Origin of the sequence: Methylohalobius crimeensis 10Ki, assembly GCF_000421465.1 — a bacterium.
Classification (GTDB): Bacteria; Pseudomonadota; Gammaproteobacteria; order Methylococcales; family Methylothermaceae; genus Methylohalobius; species Methylohalobius crimeensis.
The window spans coordinates 293183-307700 of record NZ_ATXB01000002.1 but is presented as its reverse complement, the minus strand read 5'-3'; the positions used below and the strand labels follow the sequence as shown (position 1 = coordinate 307700).

Genomic DNA, 14518 nt, shown 5'->3' with positions numbered 1-14518 from the left:
AAATGAAGGTATTGATTATCGGCGGCGGCGGCCGCGAGCACGCTTTTGCCTGGAAGATGGCCCATTCGGCCGAGGTGGAAAAAGTGTACGTGGCGCCGGGAAATGCGGGCACGGCTTTGGAACCCAAAGTGGAAAACGTCGCCATTCCCGCGGAAGACCTTAGCGGTTTGGCGGATTTCGCTCGGGAGGAGAAAGTCGATCTCACCGTGGTGGGGCCGGAAGCGCCCTTGGTGGCGGGGGTGGTCGACCTTTTCCAAACCCGTGGGCTGCCTTGCTTCGGACCCAGTCAGGCGGCGGCTCGATTGGAGGGGTCCAAGGCGTTCTGCAAGGATTTCATGCAGCGCCACCGCATTCCCACCGCGGCCTACGCCACTTTCACCGAAGCGGAAGCGGCGGTGGACTACATTCGCAGCCAGGGAACCCCGATCGTCATCAAGGCCGACGGCTTGGCGGCGGGCAAGGGGGTAGTGATCGCCCGAAGCGAGTCGGAGGCGATTGAGGCCGTTCGACGGATGATGGCCGAAGGCGTCTTCGGGGAAGCCGGCCGGCGGGTGGTGATCGAGGAATTTCTGGAAGGGGAGGAGGCCAGCTTCATGGTGATGGCCGACGGCGAGAACGTCCTCGCCCTGGCCACCTCTCAGGATCACAAGCCGCTGCAGGACGGCGACCAGGGTCCCAATACCGGCGGCATGGGGGCCTATTCTCCGGCGTCGGTGATTACCCCGGAAATCGAGCAGCGCGTCTTGAATCAGGTGATTCAGCCCACCGTTCAAGGGATGACGGCCGACGGTACGCCTTATACGGGTTTTCTGTATGCCGGCTTGATGATTGCTCCCGACGGCCAACCCAAGGTGTTGGAGTTCAACTGCCGCATGGGAGATCCGGAAACCCAGCCCATCTTGCTGCGGCTGGAAAGCGATTTGGCTGAGCTGTGCCTGGCCGCCGTGGCAGGCGATTTGGGTGGCCGGCAAGCGGAATGGGACCGGCGCGCCGCGCTGGGAGTGGTGATGGCGGCGGGGGGGTATCCTTTCGATTACCGCAAGGGCGATGCGATCGAAGGCCTGCCCGACGAGGAATCGACCGACGTCAAGGTTTTCCACGCCGGCACCCGTCTGGAGAACGAGCGCGTGGTCACCGCCGGCGGTCGGGTGCTGTGCGTCTGCGCCCTGGGAGACGGGGTGGCCGAAGCCCAGCGCAAGGCCTACGCGCAGGTGGAAAAGATCCGTTGGCCCGACGCCTATTTCCGCCGCGACATCGGTTGGCGCGCAGTGGCGCGTGAGATTAGGGGGGGGTGACGTGAAAGCCGGGCAGAGCGCTCCGCCCGCCTCTCCCCTGGAACGTGAGCAGATCCTAGCCGTTGACCGGAATCCGGGGGCAGGCGAAAAACCGCGCCAGCACTTGGATCATCCAGGGGTGATCGCAGGCGCCGGCGCTTTCGCGCGCGCTGTGCATGGCCCAGAGGGGATTGCCCACGTCGATACTGCGCATCCCCAAGCGGGCGGAAGCGAGGGGGCCAATGGTGGAGCCGCAGGGAAGGTCGCTGCGGTGGACGTAGCGTTGCCAGGGAACGGCCGCCTCCTCGCACCAGCCGATGAATAAGGCCTGGGAAAAGGTTTCCGTGGTGTAGCGCAGATTGGCGTTGATTTTGATCGCCGGTCCCCGGTTGACGGTGATCTTGTGCTCCGATTCGTAGCCCCAGGCGAAGTTGGGTTGATAGGCGTGGGTCATGTCCGCACTGATCATAAAACTGGCGGCCAGGGCGCGCTGTTGCCGGTCGGCGGATTCCGAATCCAGCGCGGCGCCGATCCGGGTCAGGATATCGCCGAGGAAGCTGCCCGCCGCCCCCTTGAAACTCTCCGAGCCGATTTCCTCGTGGTCGAAAAAGGCGCAGACCCGGGTCGCGGAGGCTTCGTCCTCGGCCACCAGTGCCTCGAGCGCGGCGTGGCAGGAGGCGAGGTTATCCAGCTGACTGGAAGCGATGAACTCGCTTTCCGGCCCCCAGAAAGCCCCTTGCTGGGTGTCGTAAACGTTGAATTCCCAGCTCAAAATCGATTCGGGGGGGCAATCCAAGCGGTCGGCCAGAAGATTCGTGAACCGTTCGGCGGGGGGCAGTTCCTCTTCCAACACCGCCAGCAGCAGCGGCAATTCGGTTTGCTTGTCCAGCTTCAAGCCGTTTTCATTCACCTCCCGGTTCATGTGAATGGCCAGGTTGGGCAAGCGCACCAGCGCCTCCTCGAAATCCACCAGGCAGACGGTAGGCGTCTCGCCGCGCAAGGCCACCCGGCCGGCCAGGCTCAGGTCGCGGTCGGTCCACGTGGCGAGAATGGGGCTGCCGTAAACCTCCGCCCCTAGCCGCAGCATGGGTTCGGCGGCATGGGCCGGATTGGGCTTGAGGCGCAGACCGGGCGAATCGGTGTGGGCGCCGACGATGCGGAAACCCGCTTCGGTCAAAGGATCGGCGCCGACAATAAAAGCGATCAGGGAGGAATCGTCTCGGATCACGTAATAACGACCGGACGGCTCCAGCACCCACGACTCGCGTTCGTCCAGACATTGGAATCCCTCTTCTTCCAGCCATTCCGCCATGGTGGTGGCGGCGTGCCAGGGGCTCGGGGAGGCGTCGATGAAACGCAGCAGGACTTCGGTTTGACGGCGCTGGTTCGAATCAATCATCGCTTTCCCTCAGCTGGCTCAGGTAATCCTCATACGTGTGGCGTACGGTTTCGTCGAAACCGACCAGATAAACTTTTTCGATTCGGGGGTTGGCATCCAGGGCTTCGGTCAGGGTACGGATGGCGATGGGGGCCGCCCGTTCCAGCGGAAAGCCGTAGACTCCGCAGGAAATGGCCGGAAAAGCGAGGGTGCGAACATCGTATTCCCGGGCCAGGCGCATGCATTCCCGATAGCAGGAAGCCAACAGCTCGTCTTCCCCTCGATCGCCGCCGTGCCAGACAGGGCCGACCGCGTGGAGTACGTACTTGGCGGGTAGATTGAATCCCGGGGTCGCCTTGGCCTTGCCGGTCGGACACCCGCCTAATTTCCGGCACGCCTCCAGCAACCGGGGACCCGCGGCTCGGTGGATCGCTCCGTCCACCCCGCCGCCGCCGAGCAGCGAGCGGTTGGCGGCGTTGACGATGGCGTCCACTTCCAATTGGGTGATGTCGGCCCGGATGGCTTCGATGCGTTGGTTGGAAGGCATGGCGAGATAATCCTGACCGGTTGGAGGTCCTCTGAAAATACACCGACAAAATCTTGGGAGCTAGCGTATCAGGCGGTGTATCCCGACTCAACCGCGCCATTCGATACCCCTCGGTCCAATTTTCCCTTGACAGCCAGATTCAGCTGCTTAAAATAACGCATCTAACAACGCGGGAATAGCTCAGCTGGTAGAGCACAACCTTGCCAAGGTTGGGGTCGCGGGTTCGAATCCCGTTTCCCGCTCCAATCCTTCCAAAGCCGCGCCCAGGGCGGTTGTTCGATTCCCTTAAGGCTGCGTGGCAGAGTGGTTATGCAGCGGCCTGCAAAGCCGTGTACGCCGGTTCGATTCCGACCGCAGCCTCCATATTTTTCCAGCAAAATCAATAGATTGTAAAATTTACACGATCACGGATCGTTAATCCGTGGTTGCGAAAATCGCGAAAAACGGTTAAAAATACCCAAAAAATCGGCAAAAGTGTGGCAAATGCCACGCATTGATAGCCAAAAAGTCCGTTTACGCGAATGGCCACCATCAGACAGCGCGCCAATGGTACCTGGCAGGTGACGATCCGTCGGTCCATCCTGCCGAAACCTCATTACGCCACCTTCGATACTGAAGAAGAAGCCAGGCATTATTCCCGTCGCCTGGAGCAACTGCTCGACCGCGGAGTGATTCCGGAGGGGCTGCAACAAGCCAGGGAATCAGAAACGACCGTCGGCCAATGGGTGGATCGCTACCTCCGCGGTTCTCACGTGTCGGTTCACGACAGTGAACTGCTTGGACGCCTTGCCCAGGATATTCGTACACTTCCCGTGACACGGCTCGATGTGCACTGGGTTTTAGCCTGGATTCAGTCGATGAAGCGGGAAGACAGGTTGGCACCGGGGACTATTCGGAAAAAGGTCGGGGCACTGGCCCGGTGCTTGGATTGGTGTGTGTTGGCGGAGCTCGCTCCATCCAATCCGTTCCGGCAGTTGCCCAAAAAATATGCCAGCTATACATCTCATGACGGCGAATTACGAGCGGACGTTGAGCGGGATCGGCGATTGGAACCAGGTGAAGAGGATGCTATTCGTCGTGTTTTGTCCCTCGAAAAACCATCAGGCCGTGAACGTCCTATCGATGGAAAATGGATTGCCGCCTGGGAGGGCCTATTTCAATTGGCGATTGAAACCGCCATGCGGTTGAGGGAAATGTACACTCTGAGTTTGGATCAGGTGGACTTGGAAAAGCGGACCGTGTTCCTGGATAAAACGAAGAACGGAGATAAGCGGCAGGTTCCGTTGTCTTCTGTGGCCGTTGCCGTCATCAAGCATTACCTCTCGGTCGTGGAGGCTCAGGAGGGGGGAATGGAGGGCTTTCATCATGAGGATGGACGCTTATTCCCGTGGTGGGATGGTAGCCAAGGCTCGCTAAGTCGGACCACTTCAATGCTTTCAGCCAAGTGGCGACGAATCGCTCACTTGGCTGGTTGCGATGATCTTCGTTTCCACGACCTGCGTCATGAAGCGACCTGCCGACTTTATGAGCGCACCACCTTGACCGATGTTCAGATCGCCAGGATTACAGGTCACAGAACTCTTGCCACTCTGAAGCGCTATGCCAGCCTGCGTGGATCCGACCTTGTTGGAAATTTATGGTAAACGGTTCAGATCGACAGATCCACGACGTCGCCCTGACTGTGTGCGAGGAGTTTCGATAGCGCTCCCGCCCCTGGCCAGCCGCCTGGCCTGTTCTTTTCTGGCTCGTTCCTTAAGATAGGCAAGTAAGTCTTCTCGTAAGAAGACCCATGTGGACGGGCGCCCTTTGCGACGGATCCCCTTTGCTTCGTCTCCAAAGCAAATGCCGGGAATCTCGCCGTCAACTGCCAATTTAAGAAGTTCGCCCGGCGAGATTTTCATAAGCTCGGCGGCTTCTTGAGTGGTCAAGGTATCGTTCATTCTTGCGGTCGAATTGCGAGTTTTGCCTTAATGGGTGGCTTCTTCCCATTCCACCTGGCACCCCGAGACCAGGGCGGCCATGCGATAGATGCTGCCTGCCCCATTCGATCTTCGGCGGTACCAGACACCACCCAGACGCCTGCATTTCGGTTGAAATGCAATCTCGATCTTGGGACGACCTCCATGCAAATCGATCGCCGTCACATCGAAACCTTGCTTGAATAGCCTTCTCACGCAGTGATTGGCTTTCTGGAAATTCAACTTGTTGTTGCGAATTTCTGCTGGATTCATGTTCGGGTTCTCCTAATTTGTCTTGATGCAAGCAAATAATAGAACCCACAGTTACTTTATGTCAATAACTATAAGTAACTTGTTTTGGCGAGCGATTACTTTTCGTGGATTGGTGAAAGGGTGGTTATTTGGATCGACTCACGTCCGGGGCGGGATTCAACCGCTATAGTACTGGACTGTAATTTTTCCGCTTTGGTGGCTGTAGAATGTCAAAGCTTTCGGTGTTTGATCGATTGCGGTCTCATAACTCCCGCAATCGGGTGCATTAGTTCGATGTCATCCAGGTGGCGCACGATACGGCCATACTTGTTCGACACACTATCCAGCGCGACACGCCCGCCGCGGATGTAAACCAGGCTTTTCACCATGACTTCCCCGGATTTCGTTCGCACCACCACCTCGTCTCCGGGCATGGGTTCTTCGCTGGGATAGACCACCACGACCTCTCCCTCGCGCATGCGGGGTTCCATGCTGTCTCCCGCTATTCGCAAGGCATAGGCATGGACGTCTTTGGATGGGATATCCACGTATTCCTCTCCATATCCGGCCGGATACCCCAGCTCTTCCCATGCTTTGTCCGGTCCTGCCTGGGTATTGCCGACGATAGGAATAGACAAGATGATACCGATATCGGGGCCGGGTTCAATGTCCCTTGCTTCGTGGATTGATTTTGGCCGCATGGGGCCGCGCCCTCCCCACAACCACTCGATATTGACGCCGCATTTTTTCGCGATTTGCTCCAACCTTTTGGGTTCCGGCATCCCTTCGGCCTCGAGCCATTTCCTCGCGCCTTTCTGAGACACGCCAAACATCTTGGCGACAGCCGTCTGGCGACCCTTCCCCTTGGGGGGCACTCCGATTTCGTCCAGCGCCTTGTTCAGTCTTTCCGAGAATCTTTTTTCTTGGTCAGTAACCATAGGTTCCATTATATGACGGGTAACAGTCATTTAAGGTGCTTGACATGTGTAACATGCGGTTCTAACCTCTCGGGGCATGAATACCATCCAAATCGCTATACGGCATTTTAACGGGATAACCAAGCTTGCCGACAGGCTCGGGGTAAGTTATCAGGCCGTCAGGAAATGGGAAAGGAATGGTGTCCCGGCCGAACGGGTGCTTCAACTCGTCGAAATCATGGAAGGCAGGATCAAACCGTATGACGTACGACCGGATATTTACCCTGATCCAAATTGGTTGCCTTCCTATATCCGCAGTTCCCGCGTCAAACCTGCCGGGCGGGTGGACTGCAAGAACGCTCTGGGCAAACCAATTGCTTTTTATCCTGAAATTGCTCGATTTTTCGGGAGCATCGAGACTTCGGTCTTTCTGTGCCAATTCCTGTATTGGCGTGAAAAAGTGAGCGAGCAGGAGATCTACAAGACCCGGGAGAAGATTGAGCACGAAGCCGCCCTGTCCCATTTCCAGCAGCGCGAGGCCTGCAAACGGCTCAAGAAGCTGGGATACCTCGAGATCGTTAAGAAGGACCTGCCCGCGAAAAACTACTACCGGTTTCACTGGAGTAAATTCGATGAAGACTTCCACCAATGGAAGACATTTAGCGGCAACGGCAGTGGAAATGGAAACTCCAGTCGTGAAGAAACGGCCCGATGCTCGGAAAACGGCAATTTGAGGCAGTTTAATGAATAGCATCAACTACATCGATGCCCTGGATAGGCCGATTGCCTATCACCGCGTCTTCGTCGACATTGCCGGATCCGTCGCGGGCGCGGTTTTTCTCTCCCAAATGGTCTATTGGCACCGGCGGGTAGAGGGACGGCGGTTCTACAAGAGCATGCATGATTGGACCGAGGAAACCGGCCTGACCCGTTACGAACAGGAGGCGGCCCGGAAAGCTTTGACCAAGCGGGGCATATTGCACGTCGAGAGAAAAGGCGTCCCCGCGAGATTGTACTTTCAATTGGACGAAACCGCTCTGAACCAAGCCATATGCCAGTTTGTTGAATCCAGCAAACAAGAATGCGAAGAGCAAGATTCCAGTTTGCTGGATTCAACAAACAAGTCTGGTGAATTCAACAAACAAGTTTGCCGTGATACCACAAACAAGTTTGCTGTGAGACAGCAAACTATTACAGAGACTACAACAGAGACTACAACAGGGGGAAAAGATGTTAAGGGGCCATCACCTGACGGCGATCGCCCCCCACGTGCCAGCCCCCCTTCCGGTCACCCGAAGAAATCCCTACCGGAAACTTCCTACCCGACCATGTTCGAAGAAGCGTGGCGGTGTTATCCCCGCCGATCGGGAAACAATCCGAAGAAGGCCGCCTACCGGGCATGGGCCGCCAGACGCAAGGCCGGCGTGGCAGCGGAGGCGCTGCTTGACGGTGTCATACGCTACGCCCGGTATTGCCAAACCACGGGGATCGTTAGCACGCGCTACGTCATGCGGGCTTCGACGTTTTTCGGTCCCGACGAGCCCTATGCGCAGGCGTGGGAAACCCCATCGCCGGGGGATAGTGGAGGGAGCGGCTCCCGAAACCCATCCGAACTCGAGGCCCATAACGCGGCGGTTGCCGAAGCCTGGATCCCGCCCGAATTGCGATCGGACAATTACCGGGCCCCGGATGCCCCCCTGTCCAGGAACATGAGGATCGCCCTCAACTGGGTGCCGCCCGAATTGGACGATTCCGACAAGAGGTGACGTCATGACCGCCGAGGATTTTCAAGATTTCCGCGTTTTGATGACCGGGGTCTACGATTTCTACGGCAAGGCGATTTCCGAGTTCGCCCTGAGCGTGTGGTGGCAGGCCATGCGCCCGTTCGACTTGAGCGCCGTCCGTGAAGCGTTGAGCCGCCATGTGGTGAACCCGGACACCGGCCAGTATCTGCCCAAACCCGCCGATGCGTTCAGGATGCTGGGCGGGTCGACCGCGGACAGCGCCTTGTTGGCCTGGAGCAAGGTGGACAAGGCCGTGCGCTGCGTGGGGCCTCACCAAAGCGTGGCGTTCGACGACATCCTGATTCATCGCGTAATCGAGGATATGGGGGGCTGGATCGCCTTGGGCAGAAAGACCGAACACGAGTGGCCCTTCGTCGCCAATGAATTCCAGACCCGTTATCGCGGTTACGCCATGCGAAGCGCGAGACCGAAATATCCGCCCCATTTGGCGGGCATTGCCGAATCCGCGAACCGAATCGGTGGATTTGCTAGCGAACCTTCGATCAGGTTGCACGGCGACAAACGAAAGGCCCGGCAAGTTATCGAAGGAACCGTCGAAACGATCGACGGCCCGAGGCTCGAAAAACGGCAATTGGAGGCAATTTGATGAATGCTCGAATCGTTGACTTGATATGGTCCTTCGACGGCAAGGCTTACGAAGCCACCGGCCAGATCCTCGCGTGGTTCGACGATCCCGATCAAGCCCGTGTCTGCGCGGACAGGATCGCTTGCGGATGGCGGTTGCCGGTGGATGTGTCGGGCACCAGCCTGGCCGTGGGGGGGCAAGCCGCTCGATACGGGAATTTCACTCGTGGATGCTGGAGGTGGCCGATGAGTCATGCCATGGTCGATCAGGACGTGGAAGACATTCTGCTCGATATACTTGATCAGCTTTCGACCGGCAACCTGCCGGTCGGTTGCGACGCCGGAACCGAACGATTGATTCAAGCGATCCGTTTGCGCTATCCGAAGGACGAGGAGGTGCAGCGCTTGTGCGCCTGGTTCGAAAACCAGACGGGCGCTCTAGGTGAATTGGTGGACGGGCTCGTCGATTGTTTGATCCGGGAGGATTTTGTTGAATGAACGAAGCGCAAATCCGGAAGGACCTCAACCTGAACTTGCTGCTGTCGATGTCGCGCTTGAGCGATATCGGACGTCCCGAGGCACTGCAAGGGCTCGGTCTGGATCGCCGCCAGATTCGGCGGATCCGGCGATTGCGCCCCGACCAATTCCAAAAGGTCCTGTTCGCGCTGGCCCAGGTGCTAGAGATCAAGATCGAGGTCACATCCGAAAGCCTCGACGCGGCCCTGGCGCTCGCCGACCTGGATTGCCGCGACCGCGAGGCGGTCCTGGAACTGTTTCAGGCAGGCGCTCCGACGCAATTGATGGTCGATCTCTACGGTTTGCAGCGCAGCGACTGCGCGGCCATCCGGCGGTATTTCGGCTGTCCGGGGAGAAAAGGCCGCCCGGAGTCGGCGTTGTCGGAAGCCGAGGAACGCCAGGTATGGCATGCCTGGCGGCGCAGCGGCGAACCGCACCCCGCCCTGCGGATTTTGTCGGTGCACCGTGTAACCGGTTTGTCCGTCGGGCGGATCGTGAATGCGATCGGCCCCGATTGGGAGGCGTTTCAAAATGTCTGAGATTGATGTGATTCTGGATCACGGGCAACGACCGTTCGAGCGATTCGAACGGGCGGCCTGGCTGCGCGACGTCCTCGCCGAGCGGACCGGCGAGTCTTGGCGCATACAAAAGGTCGAGGGCGGTTTCGCCGTGGCCGGGTCCGGTAAGGCCGTGCCCGAAGGGACGAACGCCCCGGAAACCACATCGTTCGATCCGGTGATGATACGTCAAGCTTTGCGGGTATCGCTGCCGTTTTATCTACCGTTCCTGCTGCTCGGCGCCTTGCTTGGGTTGGCGCCGGTCCTGGCGGTCCGAACCGTTCTGGAGGCGATGCACCTGCCCGGCCTGCCCGCCTGGCTCGATCCGGCGCTGGTGATCGGTTTCCTCCGTCTTGCCGGCTGGGGCGTGGCGGCCTTGTCCGCGCTGGCGTTGTACCTTCCCTGGGTTGCTCACCGATATGCTGTCACACCGGAAGGCGTCGAGCAAAGCATCGGAATCATCGCCCGGGAAACGCACCGGGTTCGGTTCGAGGACATCCGTTCCATCGGCTTGAAACAGGGGCTGATCGCCCGTCTTTTCAATATCGGCACGCTCGAATTTTCCGCGGCGGGCACGGACGGCGTGGACGTGCGTTTCATCAACATCGTGTCGCCGATGAAGATCCGCGAATGGATCGAACGATTAAGCGGCGGGTCATGATGAATGGTCTAAATTCCTATGACGAATCGTATCAAGAGAGACAAACCATGCGCTTGTTGATGCTTTTAGTCCTGTTGATCATTGCTGGCTGCGCCAGCTACGGCAATTGGCAGCCTACCGTCGATCCCTACGGAGATCCGCGAGCCGCCTATATCCACCAGGATCAGGCCGAATGCCGGCAATTGGCAAGCCAAGCTTCTGGCGGGACGGCCCAGGAAACCGCCAAGGGTGCCTTGGTCGGAGGCGCTCTCGGAGCGGCCACGGGCGCCGTGGTCGGAGCCCTGGCGGGCGCACCGGGAACGGGAGCGGCCTGGGGTGCGGGCCTTGCCGGAATGGGCGGTGGTATCGGAAAGGGCCTGAGTGCCGAGGAACGCTACAAAAGAGTGTACCGGCGCTGCATGCAAAACCGTGGCCATACGGTGCTGGATTGAAGCGCTTGCGTTTATTGAGGGTGAAGTATCCCGTCGGTGCCAACAACGATTCGTCCGCCGAACCGCTTCATGTCCATCAGCGGCAGATCGACCGCATCGAGGCGTTGGTCGGGACCACTCCCGAGCACTTCGACCGCTATTATCTCCCGCCGCTGCGGCGGATCGCGGAGTACGGTCGGGCAGGTTCCTCTGCCGCTCGAAGGATTCAACCGGGCCATATTCTCGAGCGGACGCTCACGGTTGCCGCCACGGCCCTGAAACTGCGTTTGGGATACGTGCTTCCGCCCGGCGCACCGCCCGAAACCGCCGGCCATCGGCGTGATCTATGGACCTATGCGGTGTTCGGCGCTTCTGTGATACACGGAATCGCTTGGATTGAAGCGGGAGAACCCGCCCCGGCCGACGAGTATGCCTTCCGCATTCTAGGTGAGGAGGGCGCCGATTGGCTGTCTTCGGATCGCGAAGCGTATGCCCAATGGTGCGCCGTCGTTCGCGGCGATTTATCCGAGGCCGGCGTATTGGGGGAAATTCTCGACAGGGCCTGCCACCGGTTGAATCTGCCGCCGCTGTCAGCGCCGGAACCGGTTAGCGATACAGTCACGGCCAAAACGGAACCCGGGCAAGATGTCGGTCGAATCGCCACGGTATCCGGCGGGAATGACGATCGGAACGATTCACGATCGCCTGGCTCCATTGAAAAGGCGGCATCTGCGGTGTCTGCATCTGGAAAGATTACAAACAAGGAGTTGGGCAGGCGATTTTTGGCTTGGTTGTCGGAAGGCGTTCAATCCGGCGAATTCGAGGGCAACGCCCCGGATGCGCTCGTCCGCATGGTTCCCGAAGGGATGCTTCTGGTCAGCCCGGGGATTTTCAGGAAGTTTTCAGAGTGCGCGGCGTCGTACGGGATGGAAGCGCCTGATTGGGAAAAGGTGCAAAAAGGTTTCCTCAAGCTTGGTCTCCACCAGCGGACGTCGGACGGTCTCAACATGTACCGGATTGAAATTGCGGATAGCGGTCGGAAAGGACGGTCTGCCGGTGTATTGATCGATCCTGAAGTTCTCCTTCATCGTATTATCCTTTAACTGGGTTGGTCACATCCATTGAACCACTTCACCGCCAGGCCGTCCGCGCCTATCTGCGAGCCGGCTTTATCATCGCCAAGGCCGAAATCAGCGATGCGGGAAATGGTTACTACTACGATGATTATATGATGACTTGCTGTTTGGAGCGGTAGGCAGGGCGGGAAGCTTGATGGTTTTGACCAGAAAAATCTTACGGGTTCTGTGGATGAGCTGCCCATGTGGCGAAGAGGCAACGGGAGCCGATCCACGTGAACCCGCATCAGCCCTGCCCCCATGGCTGCCCGCTCAACCAGTTGTCATTCTATTTGGGGATCGGGTGCCTATGTGAATGTCAGTTACACGGTTTATTTGACAGCTTCAGATTTATTGAATAGTTTGCCTTTTCGATACGAGCGAGTCGTTTTTAAACGACAAATCGAAATTACTGGCTCCGGATTCAAAGTGATAGCTTCGAAAAGCGCTACCATCTTCAGGATCAATGCCTTCCGCAATCAACTCACCGCTGCAACCTATAATATCAATGGCTTGTTCGTAAGTGACCCCTAGCGGAACATCATTATATTTTTCTAAAGTTATGTGTTCGGGCGCACAGATGGAACTAACGTTGGTCGTGGAAGTGCTCGCTTCGACTACATTCCAGGTTCCATCTGCGAACGACAGGTGCAGCACAACATCAAAAAAATTTTTCCCATCAACAGATACCGTCGAGAGAGTCAGTTCTTCCGTTTGAGAATTATAAACAGCTGCAGCCCAAGAATTAGAAATTGCGAAAACTAGTGCATATGTAAGGAACCTTAGCTTCATACCGGTGATCCTCATTGTTTAGCAGGCTGTGGCGATAAAGTCATTTTTTTAGGAATTTGACTCAATATCTACCCCATAGTCAAGACAAAATCCACCCGAGTTTAAGCTATACATCCCACATCACATGCAGCTGCACGGCGCTGCCACAACTCTTCAGCAATCATCCACTGGCGCAGGGTCTCCACCGATAACCGGTAGTCGTGGTCCCCCTCAAGCTTCTCGCAAGCCAGGGTCGGACCGAAGTCGGCATAGTGGGTCCCGGACCAGCCCCACCACCTCCCGCCGCACCGACTCGGCAAGCGCATTATTGGGACGCCGACCCCGGTGACCGGACACCAGCCCCGCCACTCCCTCGTCCCGATAGCGCCGCACCAACCGTTTGACCTGACGAACACTCACTCACACCCAACCGATCAGCCGCCTCCCACTGCTTCAAATGCTTACCCACCACCGATTGAGTGATCTGTAGCCGATCCACTTCTTGCTGACTCATCGTAATCGTCTCCCTTGTCATTGCCCCTCCCGCAAACAAAAGGGGACATTACTGCTTTGGGCTAACAGATTGGATCTGAGTTGACAGAATGCGAGATGTTGTGCGGCGAGCGGTCGTTACACGCGAGATCCTTTGGACTTCGCCAAGGGTAAGGGACAATCCGGTCCTTTGTTGCTTCAGTTCCCGCCGATTCGTCACCGTGGCTTGCCGGCTTTGTGCAATATAGGTCTTGTTTCGGATTCTTGTGGTCCACGTTCGTGGGATTCGATCCAAATCAGCTTGCGTTTGGCCTGTTTCGGTCCCCAAGGCTGCCACCGGAAGTGGCCTCTGACCGCCACCCGGTGCTCTAGATGCCATCCGCCTCCACCTTCGGGCGCTTCTCTTCGGCCCAGCCGGTCGTTCGGGGGCCGCAATTCCCGAATCGAAAACAAGGTGGCGGTCTTGAGTTTGGCCTTGCGCTTTTTGGGCTTCATCCCTGCCGCGTTGGCTTCGTCGAAACGCGGAAGCGGAACACTAAGCTCGTTGGCGGCCGTCTTGTGGTAAAGCACCAAAAGTCGGAGCAAACGTTCGATGTTGTCCCGCACCGACACGGGATCGACTCCGGGCACCCGCAACCCGTAAGGCAATCGCGTCTTGTCGTCTTCCTCCGACCATAGCCAGGCGAACCGGGCGGCGATACCATTCGCGCCCGGCGGCGTCAGGACGCACAAGACAGCGATATTTCCATCCGCCGTCGGCTGGGTAAAAACGGCCCTTACCTGATACTCGCCCACCAATAGGCAGCGGTACGGGATATCGAAATACCAGGAGGCCTCTTGCAGAGGTGGTTTCCAGTCCGGGGTCTCGGGCGGTTTCGCGTCGCGGAAGAGATCGATCAGCTCATGGGAAGGCCTGAGCGCCCGGTGAGAATAGAGGCGGGCGAAGAAGTCGCCGGTTTCCGCCGCCCTTTGTCTGGCCTCGTCCGGTGCGGCGAAAACGGCGACGTATCGCTGTCCAACCGTTTTTTTTCCTTCTCCGCAACGGCTACCCGAAGCGATCCGGTGGCGGCGCTCGCCATCAGGAACGCCGCTTCGCGGTCGGAAGCGGCTTCCGTACCAAGCATTCGCATCTTTCCGGCGGCCCCATGAACATAGTAATCGAGCCAGGTGATCATCGGTTTGCTTTCTTGGGTAGGGAAAAATGTTGCAACATTAGGGGATCATGCTGCTTCAACTTCTGTGCTATTGGCCCGGAAAATGGCTCGGGGCCAATTCCTGAGCCAATAGTGATCAACCATCGG

General features: G+C 58.0%; 20 protein-coding genes and 2 tRNA genes. 12 read left to right on the top strand and 10 right to left on the bottom strand.

What is annotated here, in order from left to right; genetic code table 11:
• Positions 1-2 precede the first annotated feature (2 nt).
• Positions 3-1295, top strand: a complete 1293-nt coding sequence (purD, locus tag H035_RS0115145; protein WP_022949806.1) for a phosphoribosylamine--glycine ligase — start codon at positions 3-5, stop codon at positions 1293-1295.
• 55 nt (positions 1296-1350) lie between these two features.
• Here purD and H035_RS0115140 read toward each other — a convergent pair whose 3' ends face one another.
• On the bottom strand, positions 1351-2673 hold the full coding sequence (locus tag H035_RS0115140; protein WP_022949805.1) for a M18 family aminopeptidase: 1323 nt from the start codon (positions 2671-2673) through the stop codon (positions 1351-1353).
• Positions 2666-3199: an O-acetyl-ADP-ribose deacetylase gene (locus H035_RS0115135; protein ID WP_022949804.1), complete on the bottom strand. Its 534-nt coding sequence runs from the start codon at positions 3197-3199 to the stop codon at positions 2666-2668. The genes H035_RS0115140 and H035_RS0115135 overlap by 8 nt, the downstream gene beginning before the upstream one ends.
• Before the next feature lie 169 nt (positions 3200-3368).
• Here H035_RS0115135 and H035_RS0115130 point away from each other — a divergent pair.
• The 3 genes from H035_RS0115130 (at position 3369) to H035_RS0115120 (ending at position 4842) form a co-directional block, all read left to right on the top strand.
• Positions 3369-3444: transfer RNA gene (locus H035_RS0115130), tRNA-Gly, on the top strand.
• A 44-nt stretch (positions 3445-3488) separates the two neighbouring features.
• Positions 3489-3562: transfer RNA gene (locus tag H035_RS0115125), tRNA-Cys, on the top strand.
• Between the two features lie 158 nt (positions 3563-3720).
• A complete protein-coding gene (locus tag H035_RS0115120) occupies positions 3721-4842 on the top strand; it encodes a site-specific integrase (RefSeq protein WP_022949803.1) in 1122 nt (373 codons plus the stop codon).
• Here the strand turns inward: H035_RS0115120 and H035_RS21545 are convergent.
• From H035_RS21545 to H035_RS20990, 3 genes are all read right to left on the bottom strand, one after another.
• Positions 4834-5139, bottom strand: coding sequence for a helix-turn-helix domain-containing protein (locus H035_RS21545; RefSeq protein ID WP_084684987.1), 306 nt, complete (start codon positions 5137-5139; stop codon positions 4834-4836). The two genes, H035_RS0115120 and H035_RS21545, sit on opposite strands and share 9 nt — an antisense overlap.
• 27 nt (positions 5140-5166) lie before the next feature.
• Positions 5167-5430: a hypothetical protein gene (locus H035_RS0115115; protein ID WP_022949802.1), complete on the bottom strand. Its 264-nt coding sequence runs from the start codon at positions 5428-5430 to the stop codon at positions 5167-5169.
• 209 nt (positions 5431-5639) lie between these two features.
• Positions 5640-6347 carry a S24 family peptidase gene (locus H035_RS20990; RefSeq protein WP_022949801.1) on the bottom strand — a complete coding sequence of 236 codons (708 nt, stop codon included), beginning with the start codon at positions 6345-6347 and terminating at the stop codon, positions 5640-5642.
• Between the two features lie 76 nt (positions 6348-6423).
• Between H035_RS20990 and H035_RS0115105 the strand changes: the two genes are divergently transcribed.
• Positions 6424-7077 (top strand): transcriptional regulator, encoded by a 654-nt coding sequence (locus H035_RS0115105; RefSeq protein WP_022949800.1) that lies wholly within the window; start codon positions 6424-6426, stop codon positions 7075-7077.
• Here H035_RS0115105 and H035_RS22535 read toward each other — a convergent pair.
• The gene (locus H035_RS22535; protein ID WP_235044662.1) at positions 7067-7420 is read right to left on the bottom strand and encodes a hypothetical protein; all 354 of its coding nucleotides are present in this window, start codon (positions 7418-7420) and stop codon (positions 7067-7069) included. The two genes, H035_RS0115105 and H035_RS22535, sit on opposite strands and share 11 nt — an antisense overlap.
• Positions 7421-7654: 234 nt before the next feature.
• Here H035_RS22535 and H035_RS22530 point away from each other — a divergent pair, with 234 nt between their 5' ends.
• From H035_RS22530 to H035_RS0115070, 7 genes are read left to right on the top strand one after another with little or no spacing between them, the layout of a single operon-like run.
• The gene (locus H035_RS22530) at positions 7655-8092 is read left to right on the top strand and encodes a hypothetical protein (protein ID WP_235044661.1); all 438 of its coding nucleotides are present in this window, start codon (positions 7655-7657) and stop codon (positions 8090-8092) included.
• A gap of 4 nt (positions 8093-8096) precedes the next feature.
• Complete coding sequence (locus tag H035_RS20100) at positions 8097-8717, top strand: DUF6475 domain-containing protein (protein ID WP_022949798.1); 621 nt, start codon at positions 8097-8099, stop codon at positions 8715-8717.
• Positions 8717-9193 carry a hypothetical protein gene (locus H035_RS0115090; RefSeq protein WP_022949797.1) on the top strand — a complete coding sequence of 159 codons (477 nt, stop codon included), beginning with the start codon at positions 8717-8719 and terminating at the stop codon, positions 9191-9193. Before H035_RS20100 ends, H035_RS0115090 begins: the two co-directional genes overlap by 1 nt.
• Positions 9190-9750 (top strand): STY4526/YPO1902 family pathogenicity island replication protein, encoded by a 561-nt coding sequence (locus H035_RS0115085; RefSeq protein WP_022949796.1) that lies wholly within the window; start codon positions 9190-9192, stop codon positions 9748-9750. Before H035_RS0115090 ends, H035_RS0115085 begins: the two co-directional genes overlap by 4 nt.
• Positions 9743-10429 carry a PH domain-containing protein gene (locus H035_RS0115080; protein WP_022949795.1) on the top strand — a complete coding sequence of 229 codons (687 nt, stop codon included), beginning with the start codon at positions 9743-9745 and terminating at the stop codon, positions 10427-10429. The genes H035_RS0115085 and H035_RS0115080 overlap by 8 nt, the downstream gene beginning before the upstream one ends.
• A gap of 47 nt (positions 10430-10476) precedes the next feature.
• Entirely contained in the window at positions 10477-10860 is a 384-nt protein-coding gene (locus H035_RS0115075) for a glycine zipper family protein (protein WP_026596675.1), read from the top strand.
• A gap of 5 nt (positions 10861-10865) precedes the next feature.
• Positions 10866-11942, top strand: coding sequence for a conjugal transfer nickase/helicase domain-containing protein (locus tag H035_RS0115070; protein ID WP_161624036.1), 1077 nt, complete (start codon positions 10866-10868; stop codon positions 11940-11942).
• A 363-nt stretch (positions 11943-12305) separates the two neighbouring features.
• Here the strand turns inward: H035_RS0115070 and H035_RS0115060 are convergent, their stop codons facing one another.
• From H035_RS0115060 to H035_RS0115050, 4 genes are all read right to left on the bottom strand, one after another.
• Entirely contained in the window at positions 12306-12746 is a 441-nt protein-coding gene (locus H035_RS0115060; RefSeq protein ID WP_022949791.1) for a hypothetical protein, read from the bottom strand.
• A gap of 210 nt (positions 12747-12956) precedes the next feature.
• Positions 12957-13145: a helix-turn-helix domain-containing protein gene (locus H035_RS21860; RefSeq protein ID WP_152486082.1), complete on the bottom strand. Its 189-nt coding sequence runs from the start codon at positions 13143-13145 to the stop codon at positions 12957-12959.
• Positions 13146-13433: 288 nt separating this feature from the next.
• On the bottom strand, positions 13434-13949 hold the full coding sequence (locus tag H035_RS22275; RefSeq protein WP_022949790.1) for a hypothetical protein: 516 nt from the start codon (positions 13947-13949) through the stop codon (positions 13434-13436).
• A 164-nt stretch (positions 13950-14113) separates the two neighbouring features.
• On the bottom strand, positions 14114-14341 hold the full coding sequence (locus tag H035_RS0115050; RefSeq protein ID WP_235044660.1) for a hypothetical protein: 228 nt from the start codon (positions 14339-14341) through the stop codon (positions 14114-14116).
• Positions 14342-14518: the final 177 nt, after the last annotated feature.

Bases quoted from the DNA above. Each gene is read 5' to 3' on its own strand.
- H035_RS0115135 (WP_022949804.1), bottom strand. From the start codon at position 3,199: ATGCCTTCCAACCAACGCATCGAAGCCATCCGGGCCGACATCACCCAA.
- H035_RS0115120 (WP_022949803.1), top strand. From the start codon at position 3,721: ATGGCCACCATCAGACAGCGCGCCAATGGTACCTGGCAGGTGACGATC.
- H035_RS0115060 (WP_022949791.1), bottom strand. From the start codon at position 12,746: ATGAAGCTAAGGTTCCTTACATATGCACTAGTTTTCGCAATTTCTAAT.
- H035_RS0115115 (WP_022949802.1), bottom strand. From the start codon at position 5,430: ATGAATCCAGCAGAAATTCGCAACAACAAGTTGAATTTCCAGAAAGCC.
- H035_RS0115075 (WP_026596675.1), top strand. From the start codon at position 10,477: ATGCGCTTGTTGATGCTTTTAGTCCTGTTGATCATTGCTGGCTGCGCC.
- H035_RS21545 (WP_084684987.1), bottom strand. From the start codon at position 5,139: ATGAACGATACCTTGACCACTCAAGAAGCCGCCGAGCTTATGAAAATC.
- H035_RS20100 (WP_022949798.1), top strand. From the start codon at position 8,097: ATGACCGCCGAGGATTTTCAAGATTTCCGCGTTTTGATGACCGGGGTC.
- H035_RS0115105 (WP_022949800.1), top strand. From the start codon at position 6,424: ATGAATACCATCCAAATCGCTATACGGCATTTTAACGGGATAACCAAG.
- H035_RS0115080 (WP_022949795.1), top strand. From the start codon at position 9,743: ATGTCTGAGATTGATGTGATTCTGGATCACGGGCAACGACCGTTCGAG.
- H035_RS0115050 (WP_235044660.1), bottom strand. From the start codon at position 14,341: ATGCTTGGTACGGAAGCCGCTTCCGACCGCGAAGCGGCGTTCCTGATG.
- H035_RS20990 (WP_022949801.1), bottom strand. From the start codon at position 6,347: ATGGTTACTGACCAAGAAAAAAGATTCTCGGAAAGACTGAACAAGGCG.
- purD (WP_022949806.1), top strand. From the start codon at position 3: ATGAAGGTATTGATTATCGGCGGCGGCGGCCGCGAGCACGCTTTTGCC.
- H035_RS0115085 (WP_022949796.1), top strand. From the start codon at position 9,190: ATGAACGAAGCGCAAATCCGGAAGGACCTCAACCTGAACTTGCTGCTG.
- H035_RS0115140 (WP_022949805.1), bottom strand. From the start codon at position 2,673: ATGATTGATTCGAACCAGCGCCGTCAAACCGAAGTCCTGCTGCGTTTC.
- H035_RS0115090 (WP_022949797.1), top strand. From the start codon at position 8,717: ATGAATGCTCGAATCGTTGACTTGATATGGTCCTTCGACGGCAAGGCT.
- H035_RS22530 (WP_235044661.1), top strand. From the start codon at position 7,655: ATGTTCGAAGAAGCGTGGCGGTGTTATCCCCGCCGATCGGGAAACAAT.